We start from the raw sequence: 8,038 nt of genomic DNA on the forward strand, positions 1-8,038 counted from the left end.
TATAAGACGACAATCATGTGTTTAAGTGCTTTTGTCTGCTTAATATGCCGTGGTCGGCGCAGGCAGGGGCAGTTCACCTGACGTGGGTTGCATCGCGGGTTATTCATTCATGGAGGAAACAGATGGTAACAGCAGGAAAAACCGTCCTTGTGGTCGAGGACAAGGCATCCCTGACACAGATGCTTCAGTTCCTCTTCCTTTCCCGGGGGCTTAACGTTCAGATCGCCTACAACGGGGAAGAAGCCCTTGCCAAGGCGAGGGAACTTTGCCCCGACCTTATCCTTCTGGATATCATGATGCCGAAAATGGATGGTTTCGAGGTCCTGGAGAGGCTTCGGGAAAGTGAGAGCACCGCAACCATACCCGTGATAATGCTCACCGCCCGGAAGAGCCGTGAGGATATGAATAAGGCCACCGAGCTTGGGGCTGTGGAATACATTACAAAACCTTTCAAGGCCGTGGAGGTGGTCGATAAGGTACTAAGACACCTGGGGTAGCAAATGTTCAATCCCATCGAGTGGATCAGGTCAAGTATCCGCAGGAAGGCCATCATCGGCCTCCTTGTTATCCTGTTGTCGGCTGTCTTCCTGACGGGACTTTCCATTGTCAGCCAGGCCAGAAAATTCATCATCCTGGAGGCCCAACGCAGGGCTTCCTCCGTTGCGCGCTTCGTGGGCAACAATCTCGGTGCCACCGTGGTTTCCTACAATGACTCGGCCAAAATAAAACTGGCCATGGACAGTATTTGCGCCGATTCCAGCATCCTCTACGCGACATTCTTCGATGAAAAGGGAAACATCCTTGCATCGAGCTGTTCAAAGGGCCGAGACCTGGGTTCGGGATCCCTTCCGCTTAGTGAACTTTATGACCTGCCGGAGGGGGGCAACCGGTTTCACCTGTATGGCGACGTACTTGAGGTATACAGGCGTGTCACCCTTAAGGCCGGTGGGGAAAAATCGTTTCTCCTGCTGGGGCTGAACGTATCCGAGGTCCGGGCCGTTACCTCCAAAATCACCCGGCTTATCGCCGTTAACGCCTTTATTGTCTACATTATCAGTCTTTTGGTCCTCATTGTGGCCGTGAACCGGTTTGCGGAACCCCTGGAAACGTTGACTGATGGGATCAGGGACGTTGGCGAGGGACGGACACCTCAGCCAGTCGCCGTACAGGGGCACGATGAGGTCGCTTCTTTGACCATCGCCTTCAATCAGATGATCACCGATCTGGAGAGGTCCAGGGAAGAGGTGCAGCGCTACCATGAGCATCTGGAGGGGATGGTCCAGGATCGGACGGAGGCGCTCAACAGGGCCAACAACGAGCTGGTTGAGATCAACGTCACTCTCAAGTCGGCAAATGAGAAGCTCCTGGAACTGGATAAACTGAAGTCAAACTTCCTGGGCATCGCCACCCACGAATTGAAGACCCCCCTCGCAGTTGTGGAAGGTTACCTTGATTCCCTCAAGGACGGTTTTGCCGGCGACCTGTCGGAAACCCAACTCGGGGTGGTAAACGAGACCCTGCATTCATGCGGACGCATGGGTGACCTGATAAGCGACATGCTCGATTTGACAAAGATCGAGGCGGGCAAGATGCCCATTGAAAAGAGGACGGTACCCATTATCCGGCCCGTGGAAAAAGTAGTCGGGCAGATGGTACCCCTCGTACAGAAGAAAAAGCTGACGTTGGATGTCGTGGACGAGAACATGGGAGTTACAGCCGTTTTCGATGAGGACAGGATTATCCAGGTACTCGTCAACCTGATCGGAAACGCCGTCAAGTTTACCCCCGAGGGGGGTACTATCAGAGTCTATGCGGAACCTCACCCTGAAATGCAGCCGCCGGTCGTCGCTGTCTCGGTCATGGATACCGGGATCGGGATCAGTTCGGATGAACTGCCCCACGTTTTCGAGGAGTTCGCACAGGTCGGGCCTCCCGGGAAGGAGGAGGGGACCGGTCTCGGGCTTGCTATATGCAAGAGGATCGTTATTGCCCACGGCGGCGAGATATGGGCCGAGAGCAAGCTTGGCCGGGGAAGCAGGTTTACGTTTACCATCCCGCTGGGTTAAAATGGGGAGCGGCCTAGCGGGAACCGCCTCTACGCGTACATCGATGCCATGGCCCCGCTGGAAGCCATGGCATCCACTATCTTCCTGAGGACGGCGACCACCTCGGGGTCGAACTGGGTTCCCACGCAGTTTTCCATCTCCTTCATTGCCGCGTCGAGACTGAGAGGATCACGGTAGGGCCGCTTTGTAGTCATAGCGTCGAAGGCGTCTGCGGCGGCCAGAATTCTCGCCTCCAGGAGAATTTGGTCAGACCGGTAACCGTTGGGATATCCCTTCCCATCGGGCCTCTCGTGGTGCTGAAGTACGGCCAGTTTGACCGTTTCATTAAAATCGATGGGTTGAAGGATACGATAGCCCACGTCAGGGTGGATCTGGATTTTCCGATATTCATCCGGGTTAAGACCGGTCGGCTTGTTTAGAATGGCGAGTTCCACGGTTATTTTCCCTATATCGTGAAGAACCCCGGCCTGCTGGATAATCTCCATCCGATCCAGCGGAAAGTTCATCTGTTCAGCGATCAGGAGGCTGTACTGTGTGACCCGCTCGGAATGGCCCCTGGTGTAGACATCCTTGGCTTCAACGGCGGTGATGAGAGACTGGACCATTGCGAAATAGCTCTTCTGGACCTTTTCGAGAAGGAGGACGTTGTGAAGGGCCATGGCCGCTTCCGAGGTCATGGTCGCCAGTAATGTACGTTCGGCCTCCACGAAAGGCTGGCCGTTGTCCTTATTGATCAGTGTGATGACCCCAATGAGATCGTCCCTGATCATGATGGGGGCGGAGATGGCCGTCTTTCTCCTGTAGCCGATGCTGCTGGTGGCGGAGAAAAAATCCTGGGATGAGAAATCCTTTACGAGCAGGGGCTTTTTATTTTTTGCCACCCATCCCGCCATCCCATTGCCCACCTTGACCCTGCGCCTGTCGCCGGGGCTCTCCTTCAACCCCTGGGAGTATTCCATGACCATCTCGTCCTTATCCCTGTCATAAAGAAGGATGTGGCCGATCTCGGCGCCCATGAGTTCTCTGGGCAGGGCTACGAGCATTCGATAGATCTCCCGGCGGTCGTGTTCAATGCCCAGCATGCGGCTGATCTGATTGAGTGCCGACAACCTGTTGATAGCCTCATTGAGGCTTCTATTTTTTTTCTCCATGTCGGTGTTCAGGCCGGACACGACCCCATGGGCATTCCGTACCTCTTTGAGTTGTTTTTCCAGCTGCCTGGACAGGTCTTCCTTTTCAAGGATGTGCTCCATCTCCTTCTTTTCGTACGCGTGCATTCGCTGCTGGTATTTTTCCAGATGATTCAGGTCGGAAACGGCGTTGTGAAAGAAACGGTAATGCTGACTGGCTTCCTTTAGAAAGGGAAATCGGATCAGCGGTACGTCAACCGATCCGTCGCCTTTTCTGAGGGCCGAGGCGACACGGTTCAACCTGTGAAGAGAAACAAGAAAATACACCAATACGGCAAGGCAGACGAGGCCCAGCAGGATTGCGGGAACTGTCATATTTTGAAGACTCATCTTGATATACCCCGTGGTACGGGGGTGTTCTTACCCCTCGGTCTAACCCTGAGTGGAAAACCGCGCACACAAGTATAGTTTCATTTTTGAAACTATACCAGAGTTTTTTCTACAGCACAACGCCTTGCAGCGCCCTTTTTTTCCAAACCCGACCAGGCAGCTATGTATATTTGAAAGGTTTTTTGTTATGTTTGAAATGAGTGGGGATCGGGTAAAATGAAGTCCCGGAATCTGGAATCCAACGTCCAACGTGACAAAAAGAGTCCAGAGTCCATCCACCTTCGCTCTGCGAGCTATGGCGGACAGGGAGTCCAGTGTCCAGAGTCCAGAGGGGGAGAGCAGATTTGGTCTTTTAAATTTTAAATTTAACCGTATTGACCTTTTTGGTATGGTTCTTGTAAGATAACACTCCGGTTTACCATGAGGGGACAAAGGGGATTTCTGCGTATTGCCGGGGGAGTCATAGTTGATGACTTCGCAAAAAGTCATCAACGCGCCCACTGAGGGGCGCCCGAATCAACGGCTTGTCCCGCAAGTCGTTGATTCGAGAGGAAAGTGGAAACGACGCTTTTCGCTTTCCGAGGAGTAAAAAGCCATCAATGGACTTTTTACGAGGTGCAAACAGTTGAAACGTGGAGAAAAATACATCGTCCAGGTCGCTCCCGAATTAGATGTCCGGGTTGCGCAGGGGTGGATAAAGAATCTCAATGTCCTGCTCAAGTCCACCATGATCTACAGCCTGAATCTCAAGATGTCCTCCGCCCTGAACGTCATGATGGATCTGGTGATGGACATTGTCCCTTACGACCGGGCTCTCTTCTACCTGCTTGACGATGATGAAAAACAGTACCACCCATCCCTGGTGAGGGGATTCGAGGAGACCTTTCCCCCTCAACTCAGCCTTGGCAACATCGTCCTGGACTGGACCGTAGAGAACCACCAGCCAGTCCGGATCGACAACCCTGACACCAAAACCCTGGAAGAACTTGCCTATTACACCGGCTGCCGATCGGCGGTCTCAATCCCCATTTCCCACGACAATAGGGTAAAGGGGGTCCTCCAGATATTCAAGACGGAAGCCAACAGCTTCAGTGACGAGAATGTAAGAATGCTGTGGATCCTGGCCCTCCAGATGGAAGGGATGTTCCACCGCCTGTTCAAGGCCCAGTATCCATCGGGTCTGGAGAAGGACCCGTTCACCGATCTGCCGAGGCGCGCCGTTTTCGAGCAGGAGTTGGAAAAGGAACTCATTCGGTCCCGACGAAACAGCAACCCGTTCAGTGTTCTGCTGGTTGATATCGATGGTTTCAAGGAACTGAAGGTGGCTGTCATGTCCCTGGAAGGGGACATAATGGTCAGGGAAGTGTCGTCCCTCATCGGTAAGGTAATCCGGCGCATCGACATCATGGCCCGTTATTCCGAATCCTGCATTGGATTGATCCTCCCGGATGCCGATGCACAGAAGGCAAACGTTTTTGCCAACCGGATCAAAACCATGGTTTCCGCCAACAAGATGAAGGGGATTGCCGGCCATGCCTCCCTGGGGCTCACCGTCAGTGTGGGCGTGTCCACCTTCCCGGGGTCTGTTACCCAGTTGGAACTGCTTCAGGGCGCCGAAGAAGCTGCCCGGCGCGCCCGTACCCAGGGCGGAAATGCGGTGGAAAAACACCTGGGCACCCTGGCAAGGGCGCAGGGAGATCCCGTCGCCATCCAGATCCAGGAACTGCTGTCCTCCATGGGAAGATTCTTCAACCTGGATGCCCTGCTGGAGCAACTGGTCTATTTCTATTCCCGTGCCGCCCGAGCCGGCAGGGTATCCATCCTCGTTCTCAATGACAACGGGGCGGCCCTCCGTTTTATCCAGGGAACCGGGTTTCATGGGTTTGAAGAGGATATACGCGCCATGTCCCTGCCCCTGAAGAACAGCATCAGCGGCAGTGTGGTGCGGACAAAACGCCCACTCCTTATTCAGGATATCGAGCGAACAATCCCCAAAAGGCCGCGGGGGAGGCTCAACTATACATCTCCTTCCTTTATGAGTGTCCCCCTGATCCACGGCGATGATGTCGTGGGGGTTATGAACCTGAGCAACCCGGTAAATGGAGAGGCGTTTGAAAAGGAGGACCTTGACCATATTCTGCCCATGGCCCAGGGCGTGGCGGAACTCATAGCCGAAGGCAAGCGCTTCACCAAAGCCCAGGAGGGCTTCTTCAGCCATACGGCGGATGTACTCCTGGGGGTTGCCGAGGAGAAGAGCCCATACCTGTCGGGGCACAGTGACAGAGTGGCGCAGTTCTCCCTTGGTCTTGCCAAAAAGATGGGATACTCAGCGGGCGACGCCGAGGTTCTGGCCAGGTCGGCCAAGTTCCACGACCTCGGCCGCATAGCTATTGACGAGGCGTTGCTAAGCAAGGCGGGGGACCTGGAGGAGGACGAGAGGGAGCAGGTAAAGGCCCACCCCATCTGGAGTTATCGGATACTGGAGTCCATCCCGGGGATGGATGTGGACCTGGCGTCGGTAAAGGCCCACCACGAGAGGTACGACGGAAAAGGGTATCCGGATGGCCTGCTGGGCGAGGAGATCCCCATGGGCGCCCGAATCATGGCGGTGGCAGACTGCTACGACGCCTTGACGAGCGACCGTCCATACCGCCCCGCCATGAAACGCGAAGATGCGCTGAAAATCATGGACAACAACAACTGGTCACAGTTCGATGGCCGCGTGGTCAAAGCGTTCAAGGCCATGGACATTGAGCATTAAGGGGTACCCGGAAGTAGGAAAAAGAACGGGGCTATTGAAGAAGTGTTTTCCTCAAAGTGGAAAAGTTTTCCCCAACAACCTCCAACTGGTTTGATACAACCGTTTTGATATGGTGCAGCCGGGATTATCCAAGTTGATGACCACCCCGGCATCTTTCGGATACGCGTTTCCATAATCTCAGCGCAATTTGCAATTAGATCCCCCTCGCCCACTGTAAAGTGATGGAAAATTTATAGGAGATGATCGGGGTCAAGTTTCCTGATAACCTCTTGTTATTAAAGGTATTTCACAGAATGGACCTGTCCGGGATGTCCAGGCTCAGGAAACTATCGGTGTCATTTACAAAACACGGCCTCGATCCAGCGTATGGTACCTCTGGTCCGTTCCGGTACGGCATCGGAAGCGCTTTAAAATCAGCCTGTTAGGGTGATTTCATCAACCTCTACCTTTGTGTCCCCAATGGTATCGTTCTTGCAAAACTTCAATTGAAATATAGTTTTCTGGATTCGAGTTTTATTTCGATCGACTTTAAAGGGAATATACGCCATGAGAGTTTTCTTTCAAAAATCGCTTCCTGTCTTCATCATTATCATTTTCGTGATGGCCGCATTTTTGGTTTCGGCGGGTCCTGACCATTCCCCCCCTGCCCAGACTATCGTCACCAACCAGGGGGACTTACCCCTCTACGCCGTCCTGACGGAGAAGAACCAAGCGTCCGTTTTGGACACCTACTACGTCTCGGTTGCCGGGGACGTGACCAACGGCGCTGCTCCATTAGACATCTATTTTCAAACCTGGGATCCGGGAGATCTTCATGAACACGGCATTTTCCCGGCATATTTTACCCGGTTGGAGTTCGCTTTCGATCCCCTGCAAAAGACGGGTACCTACAATACTTTAGTTGATAATCCGGGGAGACCGATTGCAGGAGAAGGCGGCTATTGGTATGCTTTCAATTTCGAGGATACCTCGTTTGCCGGGCTGGAAAACCTCCACTTCGATCTGTACAATGCAAAATTTGCCAGATATGCGTCCAACGATATTCCCAACGATATTGTTGATACGGATCTTTTTGTACCTCCCTCCGACGATACCCAGAAGGTTCCCGAGCCGTCCACTGTCCTGCTCCTCGGCGCCGGCCTGTTCGGCCTGGCCGGATTCAGGAGGAAGTTCCAGGGATAGTTTTCCGATCATATGATTATTGTCGAAAAGGCAGGACCATGTGGTTCTGCTTTTTTTAGTTCATTCGACCAATGCGTACCTTATCAAGGTCCAACGTCCAAGAGCAGGCTATAGGGTGAAGATCGTTCAACGTTCAAAGTTCAATGTTCAACGGGGGAAAGCAGTCCAGAGTCCAGTGTCCATCCGCCTTCGCTGAAGCTACGGCGCGACAGGGTGTCCAGGGTCCAGAGTCCAGAGGGGAAGAGCGGATGCAGGGACACGGGGAGGATAAGCACAAGGCCTGTCATCGTGCCTGTCCTGCCATAGCTCGAAGAGCGACGGCGGAAGCGATCCCGTGGGGCGACCATGGGGAGCCGTGAAAATTCTGATTTAACAGGGATAAAGGGGATTAAAGGAGGGTTTTGGGTTTAAGCCGTAGGGCGCGGGGTTTCTCGCAGATGAAGGCTTTGGGTTGCGGCCGTAGGCCGCCAAAGCGCATTGAAAGGTATGATCTTTGCCCTTTTCAGTTT

At 53.5% G+C, this 8,038-nt stretch carries 5 protein-coding genes; 4 read left to right on the plus strand and 1 reads right to left on the minus strand.

What is annotated here, in order from left to right; genetic code table 11:
* Nucleotides 1–122 precede the first annotated feature (122 nt).
* Together GXP52_04820 and GXP52_04825 are read left to right on the plus strand one after the other, a co-directional pair.
* Entirely contained in the window at nt 123–497 is a 375-nt protein-coding gene (locus GXP52_04820; protein NOY86604.1) for a response regulator, read from the plus strand.
* A gap of 3 nt (nt 498–500) precedes the next feature.
* Nucleotides 501–2,066, plus strand: a complete 1,566-nt coding sequence (locus GXP52_04825) for a HAMP domain-containing protein (GenBank protein NOY86605.1) — start codon at nt 501–503, stop codon at nt 2,064–2,066.
* A 29-nt stretch (nt 2,067–2,095) separates the two neighbouring features.
* Here the strand turns inward: GXP52_04825 and GXP52_04830 are convergent, their stop codons facing one another.
* Complete coding sequence (locus GXP52_04830; protein NOY86606.1) at nt 2,096–3,571, minus strand: HD domain-containing protein; 1,476 nt, start codon at nt 3,569–3,571, stop codon at nt 2,096–2,098.
* Nucleotides 3,572–4,211: 640 nt separating this feature from the next.
* Here GXP52_04830 and GXP52_04835 point away from each other — a divergent pair.
* A complete protein-coding gene (locus GXP52_04835) occupies nt 4,212–6,347 on the plus strand; it encodes a GAF domain-containing protein (protein NOY86607.1) in 2,136 nt (711 codons plus the stop codon).
* Between the two features lie 546 nt (nt 6,348–6,893).
* A complete protein-coding gene (locus GXP52_04840; GenBank protein ID NOY86608.1) occupies nt 6,894–7,529 on the plus strand; it encodes a PEP-CTERM sorting domain-containing protein in 636 nt (211 codons plus the stop codon).
* The last annotated feature ends 509 nt before the right edge of the window (nt 7,530–8,038 follow it).

The organism is Deltaproteobacteria bacterium, assembly GCA_013151915.1.
Classification (GTDB): domain Bacteria; phylum BMS3Abin14; class BMS3Abin14; order BMS3Abin14; family BMS3Abin14; genus BMS3ABIN14.

What these genes read in the sequence shown, in the direction of transcription:
- GXP52_04830 (NOY86606.1), bottom strand. Translation starts at nt 3,571, where the DNA reads ATGACAGTTCCCGCAATCCTGCTGGGCCTCGTCTGCCTTGCCGTATTG.
- GXP52_04840 (NOY86608.1), top strand. Translation starts at nt 6,894, where the DNA reads ATGAGAGTTTTCTTTCAAAAATCGCTTCCTGTCTTCATCATTATCATT.
- GXP52_04825 (NOY86605.1), top strand. Translation starts at nt 501, where the DNA reads ATGTTCAATCCCATCGAGTGGATCAGGTCAAGTATCCGCAGGAAGGCC.
- GXP52_04820 (NOY86604.1), top strand. Translation starts at nt 123, where the DNA reads ATGGTAACAGCAGGAAAAACCGTCCTTGTGGTCGAGGACAAGGCATCC.